Source organism: Streptomyces sp. NBC_00322 (assembly GCF_036147535.1).
GTDB lineage: Bacteria > Actinomycetota > Actinomycetes > Streptomycetales > Streptomycetaceae > Streptomyces.
The window spans coordinates 5,215,499-5,240,224 of the sequence record NZ_CP108019.1; the positions used below are offsets into that span (position 1 = coordinate 5,215,499).

The 24,726-nt window shown below is 70.1% G+C and carries 20 protein-coding genes and 1 pseudogene; 15 read left to right on the forward strand and 6 right to left on the reverse strand.

Annotated elements, in window-relative coordinates:
• Positions 1-146: 146 nt before the first annotated feature.
• The 5 genes and pseudogenes from OG905_RS23910 to OG905_RS23930 form a co-directional block, all read right to left on the reverse strand.
• Positions 147-998, reverse strand: coding sequence for a DMT family transporter (locus tag OG905_RS23910; protein WP_328676920.1), 852 nt, complete (start codon positions 996-998; stop codon positions 147-149).
• Positions 995-1,483 carry a YbaK/EbsC family protein gene (locus OG905_RS23915; protein ID WP_328676921.1) on the reverse strand — a complete coding sequence of 163 codons (489 nt, stop codon included), beginning with the start codon at positions 1,481-1,483 and terminating at the stop codon, positions 995-997. Before OG905_RS23915 ends, OG905_RS23910 begins: the two co-directional genes overlap by 4 nt.
• Positions 1,484-1,575: 92 nt before the next feature.
• Positions 1,576-3,221: pseudogene (locus OG905_RS23920) on the reverse strand (penicillin-binding transpeptidase domain-containing protein).
• 268 nt (positions 3,222-3,489) lie between these two features.
• On the reverse strand, positions 3,490-3,747 hold the full coding sequence (locus tag OG905_RS23925) for a hypothetical protein (protein ID WP_328676923.1): 258 nt from the start codon (positions 3,745-3,747) through the stop codon (positions 3,490-3,492).
• Between the two features lie 137 nt (positions 3,748-3,884).
• Complete coding sequence (locus OG905_RS23930; RefSeq protein WP_328676925.1) at positions 3,885-4,265, reverse strand: winged helix-turn-helix transcriptional regulator; 381 nt, start codon at positions 4,263-4,265, stop codon at positions 3,885-3,887.
• A 109-nt stretch (positions 4,266-4,374) separates the two neighbouring features.
• Here OG905_RS23930 and OG905_RS23935 point away from each other — a divergent pair, with 109 nt between their 5' ends.
• The 3 genes from OG905_RS23935 (at position 4,375) to ku (ending at position 6,580) form a co-directional block, all read left to right on the forward strand.
• Complete coding sequence (locus tag OG905_RS23935) at positions 4,375-4,782, forward strand: RidA family protein (RefSeq protein WP_328676927.1); 408 nt, start codon at positions 4,375-4,377, stop codon at positions 4,780-4,782.
• A gap of 223 nt (positions 4,783-5,005) precedes the next feature.
• The gene (locus OG905_RS23940; RefSeq protein ID WP_328676929.1) at positions 5,006-5,503 is read left to right on the forward strand and encodes a hypothetical protein; all 498 of its coding nucleotides are present in this window, start codon (positions 5,006-5,008) and stop codon (positions 5,501-5,503) included.
• 138 nt (positions 5,504-5,641) lie between these two features.
• Positions 5,642-6,580, forward strand: a complete 939-nt coding sequence (ku, locus tag OG905_RS23945) for a non-homologous end joining protein Ku (RefSeq protein ID WP_328676931.1) — start codon at positions 5,642-5,644, stop codon at positions 6,578-6,580.
• Positions 6,581-6,987: 407 nt separating this feature from the next.
• Here the strand turns inward: ku and OG905_RS23950 are convergent, their stop codons facing one another.
• Positions 6,988-8,709, reverse strand: a complete 1,722-nt coding sequence (locus OG905_RS23950) for a dolichyl-phosphate-mannose--protein mannosyltransferase (RefSeq protein WP_328676932.1) — start codon at positions 8,707-8,709, stop codon at positions 6,988-6,990.
• Positions 8,710-8,762: 53 nt separating this feature from the next.
• On the opposite strand from OG905_RS23950, the gene rsmI reads away from it, so the two are divergent.
• From rsmI to OG905_RS24010, 12 genes are all read left to right on the forward strand, one after another.
• Positions 8,763-9,650 carry a 16S rRNA (cytidine(1402)-2'-O)-methyltransferase gene (gene rsmI, locus OG905_RS23955; protein WP_328676934.1) on the forward strand — a complete coding sequence of 296 codons (888 nt, stop codon included), beginning with the start codon at positions 8,763-8,765 and terminating at the stop codon, positions 9,648-9,650.
• A gap of 128 nt (positions 9,651-9,778) precedes the next feature.
• Positions 9,779-10,237 (forward strand): hypothetical protein, encoded by a 459-nt coding sequence (locus OG905_RS23960; protein ID WP_328676936.1) that lies wholly within the window; start codon positions 9,779-9,781, stop codon positions 10,235-10,237.
• A 33-nt stretch (positions 10,238-10,270) separates the two neighbouring features.
• Positions 10,271-11,140, forward strand: a complete 870-nt coding sequence (locus OG905_RS23965; RefSeq protein WP_328676938.1) for a TatD family hydrolase — start codon at positions 10,271-10,273, stop codon at positions 11,138-11,140.
• Between the two features lie 128 nt (positions 11,141-11,268).
• Positions 11,269-12,594, forward strand: a complete 1,326-nt coding sequence (locus OG905_RS23970; protein ID WP_443043976.1) for a ubiquitin-like domain-containing protein — start codon at positions 11,269-11,271, stop codon at positions 12,592-12,594.
• Entirely contained in the window at positions 12,591-13,451 is an 861-nt protein-coding gene (gene rsmA, locus OG905_RS23975) for a 16S rRNA (adenine(1518)-N(6)/adenine(1519)-N(6))-dimethyltransferase RsmA (RefSeq protein ID WP_328676940.1), read from the forward strand. Before OG905_RS23970 ends, rsmA begins: the two co-directional genes overlap by 4 nt.
• On the forward strand, positions 13,448-14,347 hold the full coding sequence (locus OG905_RS23980; protein WP_328676942.1) for a 4-(cytidine 5'-diphospho)-2-C-methyl-D-erythritol kinase: 900 nt from the start codon (positions 13,448-13,450) through the stop codon (positions 14,345-14,347). Before rsmA ends, OG905_RS23980 begins: the two co-directional genes overlap by 4 nt.
• Before the next feature lie 331 nt (positions 14,348-14,678).
• Positions 14,679-16,004, forward strand: a complete 1,326-nt coding sequence (locus OG905_RS23985) for an acyltransferase family protein (RefSeq protein WP_328676944.1) — start codon at positions 14,679-14,681, stop codon at positions 16,002-16,004.
• Between the two features lie 130 nt (positions 16,005-16,134).
• Positions 16,135-17,940, forward strand: coding sequence for an ABC-F family ATP-binding cassette domain-containing protein (locus OG905_RS23990; RefSeq protein WP_328676945.1), 1,806 nt, complete (start codon positions 16,135-16,137; stop codon positions 17,938-17,940).
• Positions 17,941-18,396: 456 nt separating this feature from the next.
• A complete protein-coding gene (locus OG905_RS23995; protein WP_328676947.1) occupies positions 18,397-19,992 on the forward strand; it encodes an outer membrane protein assembly factor BamB family protein in 1,596 nt (531 codons plus the stop codon).
• Positions 19,993-20,061: 69 nt separating this feature from the next.
• Positions 20,062-21,825 (forward strand): outer membrane protein assembly factor BamB family protein, encoded by a 1,764-nt coding sequence (locus OG905_RS24000; protein ID WP_328676948.1) that lies wholly within the window; start codon positions 20,062-20,064, stop codon positions 21,823-21,825.
• 61 nt (positions 21,826-21,886) lie between these two features.
• Entirely contained in the window at positions 21,887-23,671 is a 1,785-nt protein-coding gene (locus OG905_RS24005; protein ID WP_328676949.1) for an outer membrane protein assembly factor BamB family protein, read from the forward strand.
• A 205-nt stretch (positions 23,672-23,876) separates the two neighbouring features.
• Positions 23,877-24,581 (forward strand): helix-turn-helix transcriptional regulator, encoded by a 705-nt coding sequence (locus tag OG905_RS24010; protein WP_328676950.1) that lies wholly within the window; start codon positions 23,877-23,879, stop codon positions 24,579-24,581.
• The last annotated feature ends 145 nt before the right edge of the window (positions 24,582-24,726 follow it).

Here is a 24,726-nt window from a genome sequence, read left to right on the forward strand (position 1 = left end):
GGGGGCCCGTAGGCTTCCCGCGACTCGGGCACCGCGATGCCGCCGACGAGGGCGACCGCGAAGGCGCAGCAGCGGGCATGCAGCCAGCCGAAGCGGAGCAGCTGATGTGCCCGGTGCGAGATCATCCCCATGCCGGGAGATGATCGTCAACTCGCCCGCAGCATCAGACCGATGCCCACCACCATCAGCCCCGCCGCCGCAATCCTCGGACCGCCGAACCTCTCCTTGAAGAACACCGCTCCGATCGCCGCGCCCACGATGATCGACGACTCGCGCAGCGCGGCGACCGGCGCCAGCGGCGCCTTCGTCTGGGCCCACAGGACCAGCCCGTACGCCGAGATCGACAGCGCCGCGCCGAGCAGCCCGCGGGCCGCGTACGGGCGCAGCTGGGCGAGTAGCGCGCCCCGGTGGACGTAGAACGTGTACGCGGGGATCAGCGTCCCCTCCAGGATCATCAGCCAGGCGATATAGCCGAGCGGCGTCCCCGAGGCGCGTACGCCGACACCGTCCACAACGGTGTACGCGGCGATGGACAGACCGGTCGCCAGCGCGGCCAGCAGCGCCGGCCAGTGCGGATGGGCACCGGAGCCCTTGATGCCCCACAGGGCGACCCCCACCAGGCCCGCCGATGCGATGACGACGCCCGCCAGTTGCCAGGCGTTGAGGCTCTCGCCCACGAACAGCGCCGCGAGCACGGTCACCACCAGCGGCGCCGTACCGCGTGCGATCGGATACATCTGGCCGAAGTCGCCGAGGCTGAACGAGCGCATCAGCAGCGCCTGATAACCGACGTGGAGCAGCGCGGAGGCGATGAGATACGGCCAGGCGGCGGCGTCGGGCGGCGGCGAGAAGCAGGCGAGCGCGGCCCCGATCACCGTGCCGCCGCCGGCGATCAGCGTGAACGCGACCATCTGGTCCTTGATGGTGTGCGCGATGGCGTTCCAACTGGCGTGCGTGACGGCGGCTATGAGGACCGCGACGGCGACGAGAAGAGTCACGCCGTACGCTCGCGGACGTCGACCGGCGTGCCGCCCGCGTGCGCGATCAGTGTCTTGGGGTCGAGCGGGAAGACCGTGTGCGGGGTCCCGGCCGCCGCCCACACCACGTCGTGGTCCAGCAGTCCCCTGTCGGCCAGCACCCGGGTCCTGGTGGCATGCCCGAAGGGCGGGACGCCACCGATCGCGTAACCGGTCGTCTCCCGGACCAGATCGGCGTTCGCGCGCTTGACGGACTCGGCGCCCAGCTCCTGCCGTACGCGCTCGACGTCGACCCGCGACGAGCCGTCCATCAGCACCAGCACCGGCACGCCGTCCGCCTCGAAGATCAGCGACTTGACGATCTCGCTGACGTCGCAGCCGATCGCGGCCGCGGCCTCGGCGGCGGTACGGGTGGCGTCGGGGAAGCGGCGGACCGGGACCTTGAGCCCCAGTTCGCGCAGCGCCTCGGCGAAACGGGGATGGGCGTCGGTGTCGTGAGTGCTCATGGCCCGCACGCTAGCGGTCGTTGTAAGGGCCACGCGAGCGGCTTTCCGCCGGGGGCCCTACCTCAGGCGCCGAGCACCGCGCCGCGCGCGCCTCAGCGGGCCCGCAGCACCTGCGCGACCACCGGGCCCGCCGCATCGCCGCCGTGGCCGCCCGACTGCACGACCGCCGCGGCCGCGAGATCGTCGGCGTACCCGGTGAACCAGCTGTTGGACTTGCCCTGGCCGTCGACTTCCGCCGAGCCGGTCTTCGCGCCCTTGTCGCCGCCGACGCCGGACATGGCGGGCGCGCCTGTGCCGTACTGCGCGGTGGCGCGCATCATCTCGCGCAGCGCCTGCGCGATGGAGCCCGGAAGCGGCTGGGCCGTGGCCAGTTCGCGGTCGTCGAGGGACTGCGGGACGATCACCGGCTGGTGGAACGCGCCGCTCTTGGCGGTGGCGGTGATGGAGGCCATGTTGAGCGCGTTCATGGCGACCTTGCCCTGCCCGATGTACGAGGCGGCGGTCTCCGCGCCGGAGGACTCCGGCACGCTGCCGTCGACGGAGACGACGCCCGTCTGCCAGTCGAGGCCGATACCGAAGTACTTGCGGGCGGTCTCGCCCAGTGCGCGGCCGGCGGTGCCGCTCTTGTTCAGCGGCTTGACGGCCTTGATGAAGGCGGTGTTGCAGGACCGGCGGAAGCTGTCCTTGAACGTGCCGCCCGGAATCTTGAAGTCGTCGAGGTTGTGGAAGGTGACGCCCTCCCACGTGACGGTCGGCGGACACTCCACCTTCGTACCCGGTCCGTCGACGACACCGTTGTCCATCATCATCGTCGCGGACACGATCTTCATCGTGGAGCCGGGCGCCTGGGCGCCCATCATCGCCGTGTTGTAGCCGTCGGCGGGGCTGTTGGCGACGGCGCGGATCTCGCCCGTACTGGGCTTGACCGCCACGACCGACGCGTGCCCGTACTGCTTCACGGCCTTCTCCGCGGCGGCCTGCACATCCGCGTCCAGAGTGGTCGTCAGCGTGCCCTCCTTGCCCTTGGTGAGGTCAGCAGGGTCTGGTCGGGCGCGGACTCGTTGCTGGACGAGATGACCAGCTCGACACCGGCCGTCCCGCCCGCTTTCTCGCCGTACTTCTTGCGCAGCGAGTCCAGGACGGGCCCGAGCGAGGCGTACTTCTCCTTCGTCAGCTCCCGCCCCTTGTGGTCCACGGCCTTGATCGGCGGGGCTGCGGCCTTGTCCGTCTTGAGCGAGGTGTCCTTCGTCAGCTTGGGATGCACGATGGCAGGCACCCAGTCGACCAGCGCCCGCCCGGTGGTCAGCCCGCGCACGACGGTCAGCTCGGAGGCGTACGACCAGGGCTTGCTCTGCCCCTCGTACGTCACCGTCGCCTTGACCGTGAACGGCACCTTCGCGCCGACCGCCGCGCCGGGCGTGATCACGGCCGCGGAGACATGGGCTTGATCGCGATACCCGGCGATCAACGGCTGGGCCTCGGCAGCATTGTTGGTGAGCTGCGCGGCCTCCGGCGCGTTCCCGCCGGCCCAGGCTGCGAGGAAGTCCTTCGCGGCCTTGTCGATCTCCTCGGCGCTGAGCGGCCCGCTCTTCTTGGGCGAGACAGCGGACTTGGTGTCGGTCCCGCCACCGCCGTGGCCGGTCAGCCCGTTGTACAGGTTGTAGCCGCCATAGCCCACGCCACTGGCGACCACCAGGAATGCGCCGCCGACGACGGCGACTTTCGCTCCACTGCGCATAGCTGCAGTCCCCTCCCCAGGAGTCCATGCACTCTACGGGACAGGAGTGACAGCAGGGTTGGCCGTTATCGGACCGCGACGCTCAGGTCCGGGCGGTCGGCAGTTCGAGCAGCATCGCGTCGTGGAGGTCCGCGCCTTCCCCGGCCTGGCCTCGCCGACCTTGCGGTAGCCGCACGCCCGGTAGGCGGCCAGTACGGCATCGTGGAGCCGACGGAGGGTGTCCCACCAGCCCGTGTCCGGCCCGAGCGGGTTGCCGAAGGCGATGCCGTCAGGTGTCTTCGGGATCCAGCTCGAAGACGAAATAGATGCTCAGGCAGTAGGGCTCGTCCTCGTCGTGGAAGAAATCCCACGACACGTCTGACAGGCGGATGTTCTGTTCCCGCACCCACTCATGGGCCTTCTTGAAGGCTTCCGCGGCAGTTGTGGCGGGGAACAGCTTCCTGGCAATGGGATGCACCCCGGTCTCGGCGTCCGAGTCGTCGAAACCCTCGGGAACGTCCAGGCAGAAGGTGGGATCGAGCTCCATGGAGTGCGCCCTTTCCGGTCGGCTTACCAGTACGAATCGGCAGAGGTTGCCCTCTGAGCGCGACGCCTGGTAGGACCGCCGCACACCCGGAAGGGTTGCTTGTGCCGACCATGCGGCGAGGTGACGCAGCTGAGCCGTCAGGCGTCGAAGCGGTGGCGGGAGGCCTCGATGTGGCCGAGGTACTGGTGAGTCCAGTCGCACAGTCCGTTGATCGTCACCCGCAGGGCCTGGCCCGGCTCGGTGAGGGTGTACTCGACCCGCGGCGGCACGACCGGGTGCACCGTCCGCTCGATCAGACCGTTGCGCTCCAGCATGCGCAGGTTCTGGGTGAGCATCTTGTGGCTGACGCCCTCGATCTCGTTTCGCAACTCGCTGAAGCGCAGGGTGCGTTCACCGAGAGACTCGATGATCAGGAGCGCCCACTTGTTGGCGACGTCCGAGAAGATCTCCCGCGCCAGAGAGTCCGCGCGCCTCACGTCCGCTTCGTCGGGCGAGCCGCTGAACTGCTTGGTCACCATCAGGTTCCCCAGTCACCGAAAAGTGCGTTCTTCCATGTCAGCGGTCACTCTCCTACGGTTCCTGAGTAACCACAAGAGAGCGGTTCTTCTGGCAATGGAGGCAGGCAGCATGGCCATCACCCTGGTAAACCCCAACGGATTGCCGGAAATCGACGCCTACCGGCAGGTGTCGATCGCGACCGGGTCGAAGCTGGTCTTCATCGCCGGGCAGGTCGCCTGGGATGCCGATGGGGTCAACGTCGGCGAAGGCGACCTCGCCGCCCAGGTCGAGCAGTGCTACGTCAACATCGGCACCGCCCTGGCCGCGGCAGGCGCCTCCTTCGACGACGTGGCGAAGCTGACCGTCTACGTCGTCGACTGGGCTCCCGACAAGATGCCCCTGCTCATGGAGGGGCTCGGTCGGGCGGCTGCGAAGCTGGGGGTCACCGCGGCACCCCCTGCCTCGCTGCTGGGCGTTGCGGCACTGGACGTACCCGACCATCTGGTCGAGATCGAAGCCACCGCCGTCATCGACTGAACAGGCGCTCTTCGCCCCGGGCTGCCTGAGCCCGGCGTCCGCCGCGGCGCGGGGCCGGGCACGACGGGCAGCGAGGCCCCTAGGTCGTGTCTTCAAAGTCCCTCCCCCAGAGCTTCGCCTGGGAGGTACCCCCACCTGGCGGCCGGACGACGCTACTTTGAAGACACTCCCTAGAACTGAGGCCAACGGCCGGGCTGTTACTACCGGCTGGGAGACTTCCCCCATGGACACCACACCCGAGCAGATGAGTTCCCGGACAGCGGCCGGATGGACCGTCGCGCTCGCGGGCCTCGGAGCACTCACCGGCTTCGTCTGGGACGGGCCGTTCCTCGCCGTCGCCTGCGCCCTTTCCCTGGGAGGCGGCGCCGCCCTGAGCACCGTCCTGTCCCGCCGTCGAATGATCGCAAGCATTCGCGAAGGAGAGGGGAAGGCCGCCGCGCTCGGGTACGCCGACGGAATCGCGGACATGGTGGTGCTGGAGATATCCGCGTACAGGACCTCCGTCTTTCCGCTGTCCGGCCCCGGCGCAGTAGACGCCGCCGAGCGCACGGCGCGCCGTAAGGCCGCCTACCGCCTCACGGCCACCGACGGGCTTCCCCACCACATTCGTGAGGCCGCGGCCGCCGCTCTCGAAGCGATCGATGACGCGCGTGAGCGCGACACCCAGTCCGCCATCGAGGACCTCATGAAGGCCGTCCAGGAGCAGCGCCGCGGCACATGAGCCCACCACCGCAGACGGGCAGCAGCGGGATGCCTTGAAACTCCAGCCGCATCGGCCGCCGGCCGCCGGTTACGTCTGCGCGTGCTGATGCATCTGAGGCGTTTTAGGCTGGTGTTCCGGTTGCGGAGGAGGTCGCTGATGCCGAGGCCCGTATGGAGCGGCGCCATCTCGTTTGGCCTGGTCACGATCCCCATCAAGGTGCTGCCCGCCACCGAGAACCGCTCCATCAGCTTCCACCAGTTCCACCTGGAGGACGGCGGCCGGATCCGTACCCGCAAGGTGTGCGAGATCGACGGCAAGCAGCTGCGCGGCGACGAGATCGGCAGGGGTTACGAGGTCGCGAAGGACACCATCGTCGAGGTCACCGATGAGGACCTGGACAGCATGCCGCTGCCGACGGCCAAGGCGATCGAGATCGTCGCGTTCGTGCCGGCCGACAGTATCGATCCGGTGCGCATCGGTGACTCGTACTACCTGGCTGCCGATGGAGCTGTTGCCGCCAAGCCCTACGTGCTGCTGCGCCAGGCCCTGGAGCGCAGTGCGAAGGTCGCCATCGCCAAGTTCGCCTGGCACAACCGGGAGCGCCTCGGTCTCCTGCGGGTCAAGGAGAACGCGCTCGTCCTGCACGCGATGCGCTGGCCCGACGAGATCCGCGATCCCGCCGAGCTGACGCCGAACACGGTCGACCTGGACGACTCCGAGATCGACGCCGCGATCCAGCTGATGGAAACGATGGCGACCGACGACATCTCCGGCTACACCGACCGCTACCGCGAAGCCCTCGAAGAGGTCATCGCCGCCAAGGCCGCCGGGAAGCAGCCGCCCAAGCCGGAAGGCGAGCCGGAGCCGGCAGGTCAGGTCGTGGACCTGATGGCCGCGCTGAACGCATCCGTACAGGCGGCGAAGGAATCGCGGGGCGAGAGCGGCGAGCACGCCACCGTCCACGACATGCCGAAGAAACGAGCGGCCAAAAAGACGACGGCCGCGGCCAAGAAGACCACGGCAGCAGCCAAGAAGACCACGACCAAGAAGGCGGCCGCGAAGAAGGCCACCGGTCGGAAGCCGAAGAGCGCCTAGGGCCTGTCGTTTGGATCTGGCCGGATCAGTGAGCGGCCCGCCGCGCAGCGGCTGATGTCACTGCGGTGCGTGCGATCGCAGGCCGGAGGATGGGGGTCCCCCCGCCGAAGGCAGGGGGAGAGCCGACGCGGAGCGTCGGCGACTGACGCAACGCAGCATGGGGGCACCTCCCGTGCCCGAAGGGCTACGGGGGTGGGGGCCCCTCCCACGCCGAAGGCTGTGGGGGAGCGTGCCAGGGCACGCGAACCCGGCAAGATCCGAACGACAGGCCCTAGCCCTGGACGGGCGCGCCAGGCGCGCCCTGGGCCGCCTGTGGGCCGTCCAACAGCCACTCGGGACCGCCGACGACTACCGCCGAACGACGACGGCGGGGCCGGCACCCACAGGTGCCGGCCCCGCCGTCGGACCTAGACCCAGCTGTCCAGCCACATCCTGTTCCGCCAGTCCTCCACCGGAATCGGCGTCCCCGTGTACAGCGGATAGAAGTAGATGAAGTTCCAGATGATCAGCAGCACCAGCACTCCCGCGCCGATCGCCCCGATCGCCCGTCTGCGTTCGTCCGAGCCCGGTGGGCCCAGCATCGCGCCGATCATCATCGTCACCGCCAGGCACAGGAACGGCACGAACACGACCGCGTAGAACAGGAAGATCGTGCGCTCCTGGTAGAAGAACCAGGGCACCCAGCCCGCCGCGATCCCGCAGGCGATGGCGCCCGCGCGCCAGTCGCGGCGGAAGAACCAGCGCCACAGGATGTAGCAGATCGCGAAACAGGCCGCCCACCACAGCAGCGGTGTGCCCAGCGCCAGGACCTCAGCTGCGCACTTGTCCGCCGCGCCCGCCGGGCAGCCCTGCGTGCCCGCCTTCGGGTCCTCGTAGTAGTACGAGACCGGGCGGCCCAGCACGATCCAGCTCCAGGGGTTGGACTGGTAGGTGTGGCCGGAGGTCAGATTGACGTGGAACTCGTAGACCTCGTTCTCGTAGTGCCACAGGCTGCGCAGCCAGTCAGGCAGCCACGTCCAGTTGCCGCCCCTGCCGTCCTTCTGGGCCCAGTCCCTGAAGTAGCCCTTGTCGGTGACGATCCAGCCGGTCCAGGTCGCGATGTACGTGACGATCGCGACCGGCACCGTCGAGACGAAGGCCGGTACGACGTCCTTCCTGAGCACCGCCTTGTACGGCTGCACCGCGCCCGCCGTCCGGCGTGCGCCCACGTCCCACAGGACGGTCATCAGGCAGAACGCGACCATCACATACAGGCCGTTCCACTTGGTGCCCGCGGCCAGGCCCAGCATCAGGCCCGCCGCCAGGCGCCAGGGGCGCCAGCCCAGGCGCAGGGTCTCCGCGACCGTGGCGTCCGGCCGCAGGATCCCCTCCTCGTCCGTCGGCAGTGCCGCCGCGAGCTTGCTGCGCGCCCAGTCCCGGTCGATGACAAGACACCCGAAGGCAGCGAGTACGAAGAACATCAGCACCAGGTCGAGCAGCGCCGTGCGGCTCATCACGAAGTGCAGTCCGTCCACGGCGAGCAGCGTGCCGGCCAGGCAGCCCAGGAACGTCGAGCGGAACAGGCGCCTGCCGATCCGGCAGAGCATCAGCACCGAGAGCGTGCCGAGCACGGCGACCATGAACCGCCAGCCGAAGGGCGTGAAGTCGATGATCTTCTCGCCGAGGCCGATGATCCACTTGCCGACCGGCGGATGCACCACGTAGCCGGGGTTCGCCGGGATCGTCACGGCGTCCGGGTTGTCCAGGATCGCCTTGTCGATGTCCTTGGGCCAACTGCCCTCGTATCCCTGGTTGATCAGGGCCCAGGCGTCCTTGGCGTAGTACGTCTCGTCGAATATCACCGCATCGGGCTTGCCCAGGTTCCAGAACCGCAGCACGCCCGCGAAGGCGGCCACCATCAGGGGGCCGAGCCAGGCGGTGATCTTCAGCAGCGGCGTCACGTCTCCCGGGCGGATGGCGAACACCTGCCACAGCCGCTCGGAGGGGCGGGTGTACGGCGGCACCAGGCGCTCGCGCAGCCCGATCACCGGCCTGGGCGCGTGGCCGAATCTGCGCAGCCGCTGCTGCCAGCCGGGGGGCTGCTGATCGGCGTCCTTGCCCTGAAGGGTCTGTGGCGCGGTACTGGTCACCGCGCCATCGTAGGGAACGCGACTGTGCGAGTCGTGCGTCCGGTCCTGCGAGGATGGCGTATGTGACAGGAACGCTGGTACTCGCAGGGACCCCCATCGGTGATGTAGCGGACGCGCCGCCCCGGCTCGCCGCCGAGCTGGAGGGCGCCGACATCGTCGCCGCCGAGGACACCAGGCGGCTGCGCAGGCTGACCCAGGCGCTCGGTGTGCACACCACAGGACGGGTCGTTTCGTACTTCGAGGGCAACGAGACCGCCCGTACGCCGGAGCTCGTCGAGGCCCTCGCCGGCGGCGCCCGGGTGCTGCTGGTCACCGACGCCGGGATGCCGTCCGTCTCGGACCCCGGCTACCGGCTCGTGGCCGCCGCCGTCGAGAAGGACATCAAGGTCACGGCCGTACCGGGACCGTCCGCCGTGCTGACCGCGCTCGCCCTGTCGGGGCTGCCCGTGGACCGCTTCTGCTTCGAGGGCTTTCTGCCCCGCAAGGCCGGCGAACGGCTCGGCAGGCTGCGCGAGGTCGCGGACGAGCGGCGCACCCTGGTCTATTTCGAGGCCCCGCACCGGCTCGACGACACCCTCGCCGCGATGGCCGACGTATTCGGCGCCGAGCGCCGGGCAGCCGTGTGCCGCGAGCTGACCAAGACGTACGAGGAGGTCAAGCGCGGCGGCCTCGGCGAGCTCGCGGCCTGGGCGGCCGAGGGCGTACGGGGCGAGATCACCGTCGTCGTCGAGGGAGCGCCAGAGGCCGGGCCGGGTGAGCTCGACCCCGCTGAGCTGGTGCGCAGGGTGCAGGTGCGCGAGGAGGCGGGGGAGCGGCGCAAGGAGGCCATCGCGGCGGTCGCCGCCGAAGTGGGACTTCCCAAACGGGAGGTCTTCGATGCCGTGGTGGCGGCAAAGAATGCGGATCGAACGGTCCCCGTGGACGGTAAAGGACTATCGTAAAAGGCAAAGCGCAGACCGCGTCCTGACCTTTACTGCATGGGAATACCAAAGACCACACCATTAATCGACAGGCGTTGATGCGCTCCCGCCGTAATAGGCGTCCACTGGATCGGTGGAGAGGAGCTGGCATGAGTGAGATCACGGGCACCCCCAGGGTCCACGAGGCATACGCCTTCGCCTGTATGCGCTGCGGGCACGGCTGGGAGCAGGAGTACGAGATAGAGCATCACATAGACGGCGCGGGCCAGGAATACGTCGTCTACAAGGCCAATGGTCTGCGGGTGCCGTCTCCGCTCTCGAGCCCCACCTGCATGAACTGCGGCGGGCATGTCGTACGGATCATGCGGGCGGGACAGGTCTCATCGATGCACAACCTGATCGGGTCGTCCGTCTCGATCTCCGGGCCGCTGCCGAGTGCGCCGCACGGAGAGTCCGGGAAGGCCAAAAAGCCCAGGAAGCCGGAGAAGGCCGAGCCGGCCGGGACCGCGCAGTCGGACGCCGAGCCGTCCGAGGCCGGGCAGACCTCGCCGGGTGAGCCCCATCACTGGCATCTCTCCGATCTCCTGCACCCCTTCCACCGCAAGTGAGGTCCCGGGCGCGAGCCTCGTAGGATCGCGCCCATGAGCTCAAAGTCAAGCCCGCCGCCGTTGCCCGAGCCTCTCGGGGTGCCGGTCGCCGATTCGCACACCCACCTGGACATGCAGGAGGGCACGGTCGAAGAGGCCCTGGCCAGGGCCGCGGCGGTCGGAGTGACGACCGTCGTGCAGGTGGGCTGCGACATCAAGGGCTCGCGCTGGGCGGCGGAGACGGCCGCGGCGCACGACAGCGTGCATGCCGCGGTCGCGCTGCATCCCAACGAGGCCCCGCGGATCGTGCTCGGCGACCCGGACGGCTGGTCCCGCCAGGGCGCCCGCGAGGGCGGCGGCGACAGTGCCCTCGACGACGCGCTCGCCGAGATCGACCGGCTCGCCGACCTGGACCAGGTGAAGGCCGTCGGCGAGACCGGCCTGGACTACTTCCGTACGGGAGCCGATGGCATCGCCGCCCAGGAGCGCTCGTTCCGGGCCCATATCGAGATCGCGAAGCGGCACGGCAAAGCCCTCGTCATCCACGATCGCGACGCGCACGCCGATGTGCTACGGATCCTCGCCGAGGAGGGGGCTCCCGAGCGGACCGTCTTCCACTGCTATTCCGGTGACGCGGAAATGGCCGAAGTGTGCGCGGCCGCAGGCTATTTCATGTCTTTCGCGGGCAATGTGACCTTCAAGAACGCCCAGCCGCTGCGTGATGCGCTCGCCGTCGCCCCGCTCGAACTCCTGCTCGTCGAGACGGACGCGCCTTTCCTCACGCCCGCGCCGTACCGCGGACGGCCTAATGCGCCGTATCTCATTCCGGTCACGCTGCGTGCGATGGCGGCCGTCAGGGGGCTCGACGAGGACACGCTGGCCGCGGCGATCGCGGCCAACACGGCCCGCGCCTTTGATTACTGAGGGATAACGGCGCACAGGGTAGCGTCGCGACACTGCGTAGTCGAATCGCTTGGGAGAGTGACCGGACTCCGCTATCGTCCCGGCCCGCAACGCCATCGGGCGGACCGGACCGGACCTTACGGAGCGTCGTGAACAATTCGCAGGGCAGTCACCGTGCCGCGCGTGGCGCCCGCCACGCCCTCGCGTCGTACGAGAGCGACATCGACACCTACGCGGAGGGCTACACGCCGACGTACGTCTCGCTTCCGGCGCCGCCGCCGTCCCCGTTGCTGCCGCGGCAGGGCCCCGCCCTCGACGCTGAGGGGCCGGGCGGACGCGCCGAGGCCCGGCGAGCCGCACGCCGCCGCAGGGCGGGCGAGAAGCCCGACACCCTGCGCCGCCTCGTCCCGCAGGCCCTCGTCGTCGCCTTCCTGGCGGGCGGCACCTCCGCCTTCGTCGCCAGCGACAAGGCCGTCCGGCTCACCGTCGACGGCGTGCCGCGCACCATGCACACCTTCGCCGACGACGTGGATGAACTCCTGGAGGACGAGGGGGTCGACGTGGGCGCCCACGACATCGTCGCCCCCGCCCCCGGCTCCGCTCTCGCCAGCGGCGACGACATCGTCGTCCGCTACGGCCGGCCCGTCATGCTCACCCTGGACGGGCAGCCCCGCCGCGTGTGGACCACCGCCCGCACGGTCGACGGCGCGCTGCGCCAGCTCGGGGTGCGGGCCGAGGGCGCGTATCTGTCCGCGTCCCGCTCCCAGGTGATCTCCCGCACGGGCCTCGTCCTGGACGTACGGACCGAGCGGACCGTGACCTTCATGGCCGACGGGCGCGAGCGGACCATCCGTACGAACGCCGCGACCGTGCGCGAGGCACTGGGCGAGGCCGGGATCGCGCTGCACGGCCTGGACACCACCTCCGTGCCGCCCGGCAGCTTCCCGCGCGACGGCCAGACCGTCACCGTCATGCGGATCACCTCCACCCGGGAGGTGCGCGAGGAGCCGATCGCGTACGACACCGAGAAGACCTGGGACTCCTCGCTCTTCACGGGCACCGAGGTCGTCGTACAGCAGGGCCGGCCGGGCGCCCGGCGCGCCACCTACGCGCTGCGCACGGTCAACGGGGTGCGGCAGAGGCCGAGGAAGGTCGCCGAGGAGGTCGTACGGGAGCCGGTCACCCAGCTGGTGATGGTGGGCACCAGGCCGCTGCCGAGCTCCGTGCGGGGAGCGGACGGCCTGGACTGGGGCTCTCTCGCGCTCTGCGAGTCGGGCGGGCGGGCCGGCGCGGTCGATCCGTCCGGGAACTACGGCGGGCTGTACCAGTTCGACACCGAGACCTGGCACGCGCTGGGCGGCACCGGGCGGCCGCAGGAGGCGTCCGCGGCGGAACAGACGTACCGGGCGAAGAAGCTCTTCGTGCAACGGGGGGCGAGTCCGTGGCCGCACTGCGGCCGTAGGCTGTATCGGTGAGCACCACTGAGCCCGACGCACTCCTCGGCCCCGCCGACATCCGTGAACTGGCCGCAGCGCTGGGCGTACGCCCCACCAAGCAGCGCGGCCAGAACTTCGTCATCGACGCCAATACGGTCCGCAGGATCGTCCGCACCGCCGAGGTGCGCGAGGACGACGTGGTCGTCGAGGTCGGCCCGGGGCTCGGGTCGCTGACCCTCGCGCTGCTGGAGGCGGCGGACCGGGTCGTCGCCGTCGAGATCGACGATGTGCTCGCGGGCGCGCTGCCCTCGACGATCCTGGCCCGGATGCCGGAGCGCGCGACGCGCTTCTCGCTGGTCCACTCCGACGCCATGCTCGTCGACGAGCTGCCGGGGCTCGAGCCGACGGCGCTGGTCGCGAACCTCCCGTACAACGTCGCCGTGCCCGTCCTCCTGCACATGCTGGACCGCTTCCCCACGATCGAGCGGACGCTGGTGATGGTCCAGGCGGAGGTCGCGGACCGGCTGGCGGCATCGCCCGGCAACAAGGTCTACGGCGTTCCCTCGGTGAAGGCGAACTGGTACGCGGAGGTGAAGCGGGCGGGGTCGATCGGCCGGAACGTGTTCTGGCCGGCGCCGAACGTGGACAGCGGCCTGGTGTCCCTGGTGCGCCGGTCCGAGCCGGTGGACACCACCGCCACCAAGGCGGAGGTCTTCGCGGTGGTCGACGCGGCCTTCGCCCAGCGGCGCAAGACGCTGCGCGCTGCGCTCGCGGGCTGGGCCGGATCGCCCCCGGCGGCGGAGAAGGCCCTGGTGGCCGCCGGAGTCTCCCCGCAGGCCCGGGGCGAGTCCCTGACGGTCGAGGAGTTCGCCCGGATCGCGGAGGCGAAGGCGTGAGCGTCACGGTACGAGTCCCCGCCAAGGTCAACGTCCAGCTGGCGGTGGGGGGTGCGCGGCCCGACGGCTTCCACGACCTGGCCAATGTCTTCCTCGCCGTCTCGCTGTACGACGAGGTGACGGTGAGCCCGGCGTCGTCCCTGACGGTCACCTGCTCGGGTCCGGACGCGGGCCAGGTCCCCCTGGACCGTACGAACCTGGCGGCGCGGGCGGCCGAACTGCTCGCTGCCCGGCACGGACTGTCCCCCGACGTCCACATCCACATCGCGAAGGACATCCCGGTCGCGGGAGGCATGGCGGGCGGCAGCGCGGACGGCGCGGCGGCCCTGCTGGCCTGCGACACCCTGTGGGGCCTCGGCTCCCCCCGCACCGAACTGCTCTCCATCTGCGCCCAGTTGGGCAGCGACGTCCCCTTCAGCCTGGTGGGCGGGGCGGCACTGGGCACCGGCCGCGGCGAGCGGTTGACCGAGCTGGAGGTCGGCGGCGAGTTCCACTGGGTGTTCGCGGTGGCGGACGGCGGCCTGTCGACACCGGCGGTCTACGGCGAGTTCGACCGCCTGACCGAGGGCGTCACGGTCCCGGCCCCGGCGGCGTCCCCGGTCCTGCTCGACGCGCTGCGCACCGGCGACGCGACATCCCTGGCGGGCGCCCTCGCCAACGACCTGCAGCCCGCGGCACTGTCCCTGCGGCCGTCCCTGGCGGACACGCTGCAGACGGGCACATCGGCGGGCGCGCTGGCGGCGCTGGTCTCGGGCTCGGGCCCGACGACGGCGTTCCTGACGAAGGACGAGGAGTCGGCGCGGTCGGTGGCGGAGGCGCTGCTCGCGTCGGGGACGTGCCGCGAGGCGAGGGTGGCGTCATCGCCGACGGGCGGCGCGAGGGTGGTCGCGGCCTGACGGGCCGTTCCCCCTTCCCGAACTGGGGCTCCGCCCCAGACCCCGCGCCTCAAACTCCCCCGGACTTCGTCCGGGGGACCCCCCACGGGGCTGACATGTGCGGCAGGGCCGCACACTTCAGCCCGTCCGGCGTTTGAGGACATGCGGCCGAAGGCCGCATACGGGGGTGTGGGGGGCTTGCCCCCAGTTCGGCATGGGGGTACCTCCCACGGCCACCTGGCCGTAGGGGGCGGGCGGGTACGCGGAGAGCCCCCCGGGCCCGACGTACTCAGATCCCGGTTGAGTACGGGAGCCCTCACGCCGCCCCCAACCCCCGCGGCACCGTACCCCCATGGGATCAAGTGTTCGTGAGCTCGCCGCCGCCACACCTACGGCGCGGGACCGGTATGTGGACCTGTTGCGGGTCGCCTCGCTCGGGACGGTCGTGTTCGGGCACTGGCTGATGGCCGTCGTCACCGGGGACGAGGTCGGCAATCTCCTCGCCGTCGTGCCCGGGCTGCAGGTCCTGACCTGGGTGCTGCAGGTCATGCCGGTGTTCTTCTTCGTCGGCGGCTTCTCGCACGCGCTCTCCTACCGCTCCCTGCGCCGCAAGCAGCCCGACGGATCCGTCTACTCCGTCTTTCTGCGGGCCCGCCTCCAGCGGCTCCTGCGGCCCACGATCGTGTTCATCCTCGTCTGGGGCACGGCCGCCCTGCTGGTGCAACTGCTCGGCGGTGACGGCGGGTTGACCGGGGTGGCGCTGCGGCTCGTCGCGCAGCCCTTGTGGTTCATCGGGATCTATCTCGCGATGGTCGCCTTCACCCCGCCGCTGCTGAAGCTGCACGAGCGCTACGGATGGGGGGCCTTCGGCGCCCTCGTCGCGGGCGCGGTCGCCGTCGACGTGGCGCGGTTCGCCGGGCACGTGCCCTTCGTGGAGTTCCTGAACTTCGCCTTCGTCTGGCTCGCCGTCCACCAGCTCGGCTTCCTCCGCGCCGACGGCCGCATACGGATGCCCGCGGCCCTCGCCGCGGCCGGGCTGACCGGGGCCGCCGCGCTCGTCGCGTTCGGACCGTACCCGCTGTCCATGGTCGGGATGCCCGGCGAGAAGGTCTCGAACATGGCCCCGCCCACCCTCGCGCTCCTGTGCCACGGGCTGTGGCTCGTCGGCGCGGTGGAGCTGCTGCGTACGCCCGGCGCACGGCTGGTCGCCCGCCCGCGGATCTGGCGCGGCGTCGTCGCCGCCAACGGGATCGCGATGACCGCGTTCCTGTGGCACCTCACGGCCATGCTCGGGGTGTACGGCGCGCTGCTCGCCCTCGACGTCACCCTGCCCGCGCCCGCCTCCGCGGCCTGGTGGGCCCAGGTCCCGCTGCGCATCGCGGCCGCACTCGTCCTCACGGCAGTCCTCGTCGCCGCCTTCCGCTCCTTCGAACGTCCCGCATCCGCCAAGCCCGGTTCAGGCTCCGGCGGACCCGTCGCCGCACTCGGCATCACGCTCTGCCTCTTCGGCGTGCTCGGCCTGTCGATGGTCGGCTTCGGCGGGCTGCTGGAGGGCAGGACCGCGATGCTCGTCGCCGTACGCGTCACCGCGCCTGCCGCCGTCGCCATGGCCCTCGCCGGATGGCTGCTCGTCGAGCGCGCGGGCCGCGGGACCCGGCGGGTGCCTGCGGCGTCCTAGGTCGTGTCTTCAAAGTCCTTTGAAGACACTCCCTAGGGGCCCGGTTTCCCGCTGCCGTGCCCGGCAGACCGCGGCACCCCGCGCGGCGACTAGGCTGGGACGTCGATCCATCCCCCCGTACAGGAGTGAAATGGCCATCAACCTGGTCAATGTCGAGGCAGTCAGCAAGGTGTACGGAACCCGTGCCCTGCTCGACGGAATCTCCCTCGGCGTCTCCGAAGGGGACCGCATCGGGGTCGTCGGCCGTAACGGCGACGGCAAGACGACCCTCATCCGCATGCTCGCCAAGCTGGAGGAGCCCGACACCGGGCGGGTCACCCAGAGCGGCGGTCTGCGGCTCGGCGTGCTCACGCAGCACGATTCCCTCGATCCCGAAGCGACCGTCCGGCACGAGGTCATCGGCGACATGGCCGACCACGAGTGGGCCGGCAACGCACGGATCCGCGACATCATCACCGGGCTCTTCGGCGATCTGCATCTGCCGGGCTTCGAGCAGGGCCTGGACACCGTCATCGGCCCGCTCTCCGGCGGTGAGCGCCGCCGGATCGCGCTCGCCAAGCTGCTCATCGCCGACCAGGACCTGATCGTTCTCGACGAGCCCACCAACCACCTCGACGTGGAAGGCATCGCCTGGCTGGCGAAGCATCTGCAGGCCCGCCGCTCGGCGCTCGTCTGCGTCACCCACGACCGCTGGTTCCTCGACCAGGTCTGCACCCGGATGTGGGACGTCCAGCGCGGCTCGGTCTTCGAGTACGAGGGCGGCTACAGCGACTACGTCTTCGCGCGCGCCGAGCGCGAGCGCATCGCGGCCACCGAAGAGGCCAAGCGGCAGAACCTGATGCGCAAGGAGCTGGCCTGGCTGCGGCGCGGCGCCCCCGCCCGTACGTCCAAGCCGCGCTACCGCATCGAGGCCGCCAACGAGCTGATCGCCGATGTGCCGCCGCCGCGGGACACCAGCGAGCTGATGAAGTTCGCCAACGCCCGCCTGGGCAAAACCGTCTTCGACCTGGAGGACGTGACCGTCACCGCCGGACCGAAGGTGCTGCTGAAGCATCTGACCTGGCAGCTCGGACCCGGCGACCGTATCGGCCTGGTCGGCGTGAACGGCGCCGGCAAGACCTCGCTGCTGCGCGCGCTCACCGAGGCCGCGCGTACGCAGGGCGAGCAGCAGCCCGCGGCCGGGAAGATCACCGTCGGCAGGACTGTGAAGCTGGCGTATCTCTCGCAGGAGGTCGCCGAGCTCGACCCGAACCTGCGGGTGCTGGAGGCCGTGCAGCGGGTGCGCGACCGGGTCGACCTCGGCAAGGGCCGGGAGATGACCGCGGGTCAGCTGTGCGAGCAGTTCGGCTTCACCAAGGAGAAGCAGTGGACTCCGGTCGGCGATCTCTCCGGCGGTGAGCGCCGCCGGCTGCAGCTGCTGCGCCTGCTGATGGACGAGCCGAACGTCCTCTTCCTCGACGAGCCCACCAACGACCTCGACATCGAGACGCTGACCCAGCTGGAGGACCTGCTCGACGGCTGGCCGGGCTCGATGGTCGTCATCTCCCACGACCGCTTCTTCATCGAGCGGACGACGGACAGGACGTACGCGCTGCTGGGCGACGCGGCCCTGCGGATGCTGCCGCGCGGCATCGACGAGTACCTGGAGCGCAGGCAGCGGATGATCGAGACCGCAGCTCCGGCGGCGGCCGCGGCGCCCGCCGCCCCGACGACCGAGAAGTCGGCGGCGGACGTGCGGGCGGCGAAGAAGGAACTGCAGAAGATCGAGCGGCAGCTGAACAAGATCTCCGACCGGGAGACCAATCTGCACGCCCAAATCGCCGATAACGCCACGGACTTCGAGAAGGTGGCGAAGCTGGACGCGGAGCTGCGTGAACTGATCGGCGAGCGGGACGAGTTGGAGATGCGCTGGCTGGAGCTGGCCGAGGACGCGTGAGGACGCGTAGGGCGTGTTTCAGAAGTAGGGCCGTCCGCCCGCGGCGTGGGGTACTCCCGGGCGAAGCTCTGGGGGAGGGACTTCTCGAACACGCCCTGGCCAACTCGACGCGGCAGCTGCGGCGTAGAGAAGCCGTGGAGAGCGCGTAACAACCCCATCACGGGCCGGTCCTCCCTTGGGAACAGGGGAGACCGGCCCCTCGTTCGAACGTCGCCGAGTGATAGAAAGAAGCCCGCTCGACTGACGTGAAACAGCGGGATCCGTGTCCGAATCGCTCCCTTCCGGAGCGAACGCTCGGCGGATCAGCGGGGGAGACCGGCTCGGACAGCGGGCCGCACCAAGGGGGAAGTGCCGATGACTCAGCCGCCCGGCCAACAGCAGCCGCCGCGGGGTGGGTTTGGCGTTTCTCAGGGCTCGCGGCAGGGGTTTCCTCCGCCGCCCGCCCAGCCGCCGCAGATGCCGACCACGCAGCCCGGTTACGGCTGTCCGCCGCAGGCTGCCGGTCAGCCGGGTCCGTACAACCAGCCGCCCGGACCGTACGGCGGCCACCCGGTCCCGTCGCAGTACTCCGGTGGGACCACCCCGCTCAACAGCAGTGGCGGCGGTGGCTTCTTCAAGGGCAGGCGCGTAGCGGTCATCGGCGCGGTGGTCGCAGGCCTGCTGGTCATCGGTGGCGGTACCTGGTTCGCGCTCAGCGGCGACGGCAAGGACGACAAGTCCGGCGTCAGCAAGGGCAGTGGCACTCCCAAGCCGTCCGGCTCAGCCTCCGCCGGCCAGGGCGCCACCGACGACACCATCGGTGTCGAGGGCGTCAACGCCCGGCGCAGCCCCGGCGAGGCAAGGGTGCTGTTCCTGAAGCAGAACGACGTCGACGTGCCGGGCAACGGCGCCGAGGTCTTCGGCCCCTGGGTGGTCGGCGACACGATCGTCAAGGCCATGTACCGGGACGTCGCCGGCTACTCCGTGACCGACGGCAAGAAGAAGTGGAGCCTGAAGCTCGGCACACCTGCGTGCCTCGGCGCCCCTCAGGCTTCGACCGACGGAAAGATCGTCATCGGTGTCAGGAACGGCACCACGGAGAAGTCCGACTGCAGCGATCTCCAGATGATCGACGCGAAAACCGGCAAGGCGGGCTGGAAGAAGCCCATCCCCAAGCCCAAGGGCGTCGTTGGCTTCACCGACTACATCCTCGCCGTCAGCGGGAACACGGTCGCCCTGACAGGGCTGGACCACTCCTACGGCTTCAGCGTGAGCGACGGCAAGCAGCTCTTCGGCAAGCCGTCGTCCCGCTGCCTGCCCTACGGCTTCGCGGGCGGCGCCAGACTGCTCGCCGCTGCGAGCTGCCCCACCAGCAAGACGGAGAACGTCAAGCAGGAGATCCAGAACGTCGACCCGGCCACCGGCAAGGCCACGTGGACGTACGCCCTCCCGGCCAACTGGGAAGTCGACAAGGTCTACTCCGTCAGCCCGGTCGTCGTCGCCCTCAAGCACCAGGTCGACGACACCGACGAGAACACCGAACATCGCGTCATCGCCCTGACGGACGCCGGAAGGCTGCGCTCGCAGCTCCAGGTCGGCAAGGACAAGTTCAAGCCGCGCTGCAGCAGTACGGCGTCCATCGCCTACCGCGGCGACATCCAGGGGTGGTGCACCGGTGTCGCCGCCGATGCGTCCACCCTCTACCTGGCCACCGAGCCGACCGGCACCAACGAGGTTGTCGCCTTCAACTTGGATACCGGTAAGGCCACGTGGCGTTCATCGGTGGGACTCGACCGCACGATGATGCCGTTGACCGTGGAGAACGGGAGCGTCGTGGTCTACATCGCCCCGACGTTCAGCGAGGGTGGCGCGGTCGCGACCATCGCGCCGACGGGCGGCACGCCGAAGGTTCTGCTGAAGCACCCGCTGTCGACTGCCGAGATCGAGAGCGGCTTCCAGGACCCTCGGACGGCGTACGCGGACGGCCGGATCTTCCTCACCACTACCCAAATCACCGGTCTCGACGACGCGAGGGAGAAGGAGACCAAGACATTGATGGCCTTCGGCAAGTGACCGCGTTCCGAGGCACTCGGACGTCCCGACTCCTTCTCCCATCTCTCCATTTCCAGAGGTAATCACCCCATGACACAGCCGCCGAACCAGCCCCCGCAGCCGCCGAACCAGCCGCCGAACCAGCCCCCGCAGGGCGGCTTCGGCGCTCCTCAGCCGCCCGCGCAGCCGCCGCAGATGCCGCCCGCCCCGCCGCAGGGTCCGCCGCCCGGCGCGCCCGGTTACGGCTATCCGCAGCAGCCCGCCCAGCCCGGTTACGGCTACCCGCAGCAGGCCCCCGGCCAGCCGGGTCCGTACAACCAGCAGCCCGGACCGTACAACCAGCAGCCCGGTCCCTACGGCGGCTACCCCACGCAGCCGCAGTACCCGGGCGCGCCCACCCCGCCCAGCGGCGGCGGCAACTTCTTCAAGGGCAAGCCCGGCGTCATCATCGGCGCGGCCGTGGCCGGTCTGCTGGTGATCGGCGGCGGAACCTACCTCGCCCTCAGCGGTGGTGACGACAAGAAGGACGAGAAGAACGTCAGCAAGAGCGAGGACCCCAAGCCCACCGGCTCGGCGTCCGTCGACGAGGGCGACGGCAGCGGCGACGGCCGCGAGGGCAACGACGACCTCAACGCGGGGCGCAAGCCGGGCGAGGCGAAGGTTCTCTTCCTGTCGAAGAACGATGTCGACCTGCCGCGCAACGGCGCCGAGGTCTTCGGCCCCTGGGTGGCCGGCGACACCGTCGCCAAGGCCATGTACAAGGAGGTCGTCGGCTACTCGGTGACCGACGGCAAGAAGAAGTGGAGCGTCCCGCTCAGCGCCGAGGTGTGCTCCGCACCGGTGCAGACCTCCACCGACGGCAAGATCGTCGTGGGCGTCAAGGACGGCCTCACCGAGAAGGCCAAGTGCCTCGATCTGCAGATGATCGACCTGAAGACCGGCAAGGCAGGCTGGAAGAAGCCGATTCCGAAGAGCACCGGCTTCTTCTCCCTCTCCGACTTCACCCTGTCGATCAGCGGCAACACCCTCGCCGCGGGCGGCAGCGGCAACTCGTACGGCTTCTCGATGACCGACGGCAAGCAGCTCTTCAAGGGCCCGAGCGAGGGCTGCAAGCCGTTCGCCTTCGCGGGCGGCGCCAAGCTGCTCGCCGCCGCGAGCTGCCCCACGTCGGACTACGACAAGCCCAAGCATCAGCTGTCGGAGGTCGATCCGGCCACCGGCAAGGCGAAGTGGACGTACAACGCCCCGGTCGGCTGGGAGATCGGCAAGGTCTACTCGGTCAGCCCGGTCGTCATCTCGCTGAACCAGCGTGAGCCGAAGAAGTGGTCGATCGTCGCGCTGACCGACAACGGCAGGCCGCGCTCGCAGATCCAGGGCGGCAAGGACAAGTTCGCGCCGCGCTGCGGCGGGGCGTTCGTGGTCTTCGGCCAGAACCTGGAGGGCTGCACCGGCGTGGCCGCCGATGCCTCCACCTTCTACATGTCGACCGAGACCGCCTACGGCACCGCCAACGAGGTCGTCGCGTTCAGCCTCGACACCGGCAAGGAGAAGTGGCGTTCGCCCGCCGGCGGCAAGCGCAAGATGACCCCGCTGCGCATGGAGAACGGAAGCGTCCTCGTCTACATGGACGCGTCGTACGACGCGGGCGGCGCGGTCGCCACGATCGCGCCGACGGGTGGCGCGCCGAAGGTGCTGCTGCAGCATCCGGCATCGACCGCCGAGATCGAGAGCTCCTTCTTCTCCTCGAAGATGGTCTACGCGGACGGCCGGTTCTTCCTCGCCAGCGGCCGCGTCAGCGCCAGCAACGACGCGGAGGAGAAGGAGACGAAGACCATGATCGCCTTCGGCAAGTGACCGCGTCCTGAGTCCTTTTGACCCACGTCCCCGCTCCAGCATCCTTCCGAGGTAGTACGCCATGACGCAGCCGCCCCCGCCGCCCAACCAGCCACCGGGCCAGCCACCGCAGGGTGGCTTCGGCGCGCCCCAGGACCCTCCCCCGGGAGGCTTCGGAGCGCCTACGCCGCCCCCGCAGGATCCTTCGTACGGCTATCCGCAGACCCCGCCGCCCGCCCAGCCGCCGCAGGGGCAGCCCGGTTACGGCTACCCGCAGGCGCCCGGGCAGGTGCCGGGCTACGGATATCCGCAGGGCCAGCCCCAGGGTCAGCCCGGCTACGGGTACCCGACGCAGCCCATGCAGCCGCAGCACATGCCGCCCCAGCCGGGCGGCAGCGGCGGCGGCAAGAAGCTGAGCACTCAGATGCAGATCATCATCGCGGCGTCCGTCGCCGTGGTGCTGATCGTCGGCGGGGGCATCTGGTTCGCCTCCAAGGACGACGGCGGAGGCAAGAAGGACGAGGCCAAGAACAGCGCCGGCGGAACAACCGGCGGCTCCGCTGGCGGCGGCAGCGGTGGCGGCAAAGCCGCCGACGGCCCCGGCAAGGAGAAGGCACCCGCCAACGTCCACTCCAAGGTGGCCTTCCAGCTGCCGGAGCCCGCGCGGACCGACCTCACCAACGTCAAGGGCTCCTGGGTCACCGACAAGGCCTACGTCAAGCCCGGCGTCAACTCCCTTGTCGGCTACGACGCGGCCAAGGGCACCCCGCTGTGGACCCTTCCGCTCGCCGGCCAGATCTGCGCGGCTTCCCGCCACCTCTCCGAGGACAACAAGGCCGCGATCGTCTTCGAGGCCAAGAAGCGGACCCCGCCGAAGAACTACGAGCAGTGCACCGAGGTCGGCGTCGTCGACCTGGGCACCGGCAAGCTGCTGTGGAGCAAGTCCGTCACCGGCACCTCCAGCGGTGACGGCAAGGTCAAGTTCAGCGAGGTCACCCAGAGCGGCACAACGGTCGCCGCGGGCGGCACCGACGGCGGCGCGGCCTTCGACCTCAACAGCGGTGCCGTCCGCTGGAAGCCCAAGGCCGACGCCGAGGGCTGCTACGACATGGGCTACGGCGGCGGCCCGGCGCTCGTCGCCGCCCGCAAGTGCGGTACGTACGACAACCCCCAGGTCGTCATCCAGAGCCTGAACCCGGACAACGGCACCCCCGCCTTCTCGTACAAGCTGCCGCCCGGCGTCGGCTACGCGAGCATCGTCTCGACCAAGCCGCTGGTCGTCGCCGCCGATGTCGGCGACACCGGCTCGGGCGGCATCTCCGACTTCTTCTCGATCGACGACAAGGGCGCCCTGCGCGCCAAGATCTCGGCGACGGGCGACAAGTTCTCGGCCAGGTGCGGCTCCACCGAGGTGGAGACCTGCCAGAAGGTCGTCGTCGGCAACGGCAGGCTGTATCTGCCGACGGCCGAGCACGAGGGCAGCGGGGAGTACGGCCAAACCAACGAGATCGTCTCGTACGACCTCGCCACCGGAAAGCCCACCAGCGACCGCGCGGACGCGGGCGACCGGTTCACGATGTTCCCGATCCGGATGGACGGCGGCAACGTCATCGCGTACAAGTGGCCCCCCTACGACAAGGGCGGCCAGGTTGTCAGCATCGACGGTGCCACCTTCAAGCAGACGGTGCTGATGGACAATCCGGCCGACAAGGCGGTACGGGAGGCGGAGACCAGCTACTCCTCGGACGGCGCCGAGTACCGGTATGCGAACGGGCGGCTGTATATCGGAGCCACGCTGATGAGCAAGCCGTCCTCGTCCTCCTTCGGGAAGAAGTACCTGACGGTCGCCTTCAGCACGGCGGACTGACATCCCACAGACGGCGCGATTCGGCCCCGGCCCGGCACATTGGATCACCGATGTGCCGGGCTGCGGTCATAAGTAGCCCTGTTTGGCGAAGAATTCGGCACTCTGTGGGGCTTCTGCCGAGTTAGGGGCGCGCGATCTCGAACAAGCGTGTAGCTTGCCGGGTCAGAGGGCCGGGGGGTCAGCTCGCGGGGATGGGGGTTGCTCGATGGGCGTGCGGCTCATGGTGCTCGATGATCACCGACTGCTCGCCGAGGCGCTCGCCTCGGCCCTGAAGCTGCGCGGGCACCGGGTGCTCGCGGCGGCGGCCCCCGCGGCCGGCGCGGCCGACCTGGTGGTCAGCAGGGCGCCCGAGGTGTGCCTGCTGGGCACCGCGACCCCAGCGGAACCGGGCGCCTTCGACCCCATCGTCAAGATCAAGCGGGAACGCCCGCAGGTGGCCGTGGTGGTGCTCGGCCCGGTGCCCAGCCCTCGCGGGATCGCCGCGGCCTTCGCGGCCGGCGCCTCCGGTTATGTGCGCCACGACGAGCGCATCGAGGGTGTCGAACGCGCCATGGTCAAGGCGCGGGCGGGCGAGGCGGTGGTGGCTCCGCAGCTGCTGCAGGGCGCGTTCGCCGAACTGCTCAACCCGGCCGCCCAGCCGGACGACGAGGGGCAGCGGCTGCTCCAGCTGCTCACCCCGCGCGAGGTCGAGGTGCTGGTGCGGGTCACGGAGGGCGAGGACACCCGGCTGATCGCGGCGGGTATGGGGATCGCGCCGAGCACGGCCCGTACGCACGTACAGCGGGTGCTGATGAAACTGGGGGTCGGCTCCCGCCTGGAGGCGGCGGCCCTGGCGGCCCGCACCGGGCTCCTCGACCGGGCGGCGATCGTCTCGCCGCCGTCGCCCGGACCGGGCGCGGATCACAGCTGACCCACGCCTGACCGGGCGCAGTTGCGCCGCCAGGTGACGGTGCCCCGCTTTCTGTGCGGCCGCGCTGCGCCAACACGTAGCTGAGCTGTCATCCGAAACGTGTCTACACACCTGCGTGCAAGCGCTCTCTGCCGCCTGCCCACCC

Excerpts from the sequence above, each read along its gene's own strand:
- OG905_RS23915 (WP_328676921.1), bottom strand. The coding sequence starts at position 1,483 with ATGAGCACTCACGACACCGACGCCCATCCCCGTTTCGCCGAGGCGCTG.
- OG905_RS23925 (WP_328676923.1), bottom strand. The coding sequence starts at position 3,747 with ATGGAGCTCGATCCCACCTTCTGCCTGGACGTTCCCGAGGGTTTCGAC.
- OG905_RS23930 (WP_328676925.1), bottom strand. The coding sequence starts at position 4,265 with ATGGTGACCAAGCAGTTCAGCGGCTCGCCCGACGAAGCGGACGTGAGG.
- OG905_RS23935 (WP_328676927.1), top strand. The coding sequence starts at position 4,375 with ATGGCCATCACCCTGGTAAACCCCAACGGATTGCCGGAAATCGACGCC.
- OG905_RS23940 (WP_328676929.1), top strand. The coding sequence starts at position 5,006 with ATGGACACCACACCCGAGCAGATGAGTTCCCGGACAGCGGCCGGATGG.
- ku (WP_328676931.1), top strand. The coding sequence starts at position 5,642 with ATGCCGAGGCCCGTATGGAGCGGCGCCATCTCGTTTGGCCTGGTCACG.
- rsmI (WP_328676934.1), top strand. The coding sequence starts at position 8,763 with ATGGCGTATGTGACAGGAACGCTGGTACTCGCAGGGACCCCCATCGGT.
- OG905_RS23960 (WP_328676936.1), top strand. The coding sequence starts at position 9,779 with ATGAGTGAGATCACGGGCACCCCCAGGGTCCACGAGGCATACGCCTTC.
- OG905_RS23965 (WP_328676938.1), top strand. The coding sequence starts at position 10,271 with ATGAGCTCAAAGTCAAGCCCGCCGCCGTTGCCCGAGCCTCTCGGGGTG.
- OG905_RS23985 (WP_328676944.1), top strand. The coding sequence starts at position 14,679 with ATGGGATCAAGTGTTCGTGAGCTCGCCGCCGCCACACCTACGGCGCGG.
- OG905_RS23990 (WP_328676945.1), top strand. The coding sequence starts at position 16,135 with ATGGCCATCAACCTGGTCAATGTCGAGGCAGTCAGCAAGGTGTACGGA.
- OG905_RS23995 (WP_328676947.1), top strand. The coding sequence starts at position 18,397 with ATGCCGACCACGCAGCCCGGTTACGGCTGTCCGCCGCAGGCTGCCGGT.
- OG905_RS24000 (WP_328676948.1), top strand. The coding sequence starts at position 20,062 with ATGACACAGCCGCCGAACCAGCCCCCGCAGCCGCCGAACCAGCCGCCG.
- OG905_RS24005 (WP_328676949.1), top strand. The coding sequence starts at position 21,887 with ATGACGCAGCCGCCCCCGCCGCCCAACCAGCCACCGGGCCAGCCACCG.
- OG905_RS24010 (WP_328676950.1), top strand. The coding sequence starts at position 23,877 with ATGGGCGTGCGGCTCATGGTGCTCGATGATCACCGACTGCTCGCCGAG.